The sequence below is a fragment of the Pantoea sp. SIMBA_079 genome, assembly GCF_046940275.1.
GTDB lineage: Bacteria > Pseudomonadota > Gammaproteobacteria > Enterobacterales > Enterobacteriaceae > Pantoea > Pantoea borealis.
In genome coordinates this window covers 1-249 of sequence record NZ_JAWRYR010000688.1, presented here as the reverse complement: position 1 = coordinate 249, position 249 = coordinate 1, and the positions used below count along the sequence as shown (strand labels likewise).

Here is a 249-nt window from a genome sequence, read left to right as displayed (position 1 = left end):
CGATGTCGGTTCGGCCAGCGCCTCGGAAGTGCTGGCCGGCGCGCTGCGCGACAACGAGCGCGCGCGCATCGTCGGCAGCCGCACCTTCGGCAAGGGCTCGGTGCAGACCGTGCTGCCGCTCGACAACGGCGATTCGGTGAAGCTCACGACGGCGCGTTACTACACGCCGAGTGGTCGCTCGATCCAGGCGCGCGGCATCGATCCCGATGTCGTGCTGCGCCCGGAGAACGCCGACGACGCGGCCGATGC

General features: G+C 70.7%; 1 protein-coding gene. It reads left to right on the top strand.

The window, feature by feature from the left end; translation table 11 throughout:
- The coding region (locus tag SB719_RS21725) for a S41 family peptidase (RefSeq protein ID WP_412159970.1) at positions 1–249 on the top strand (249 nt) is incomplete at both ends.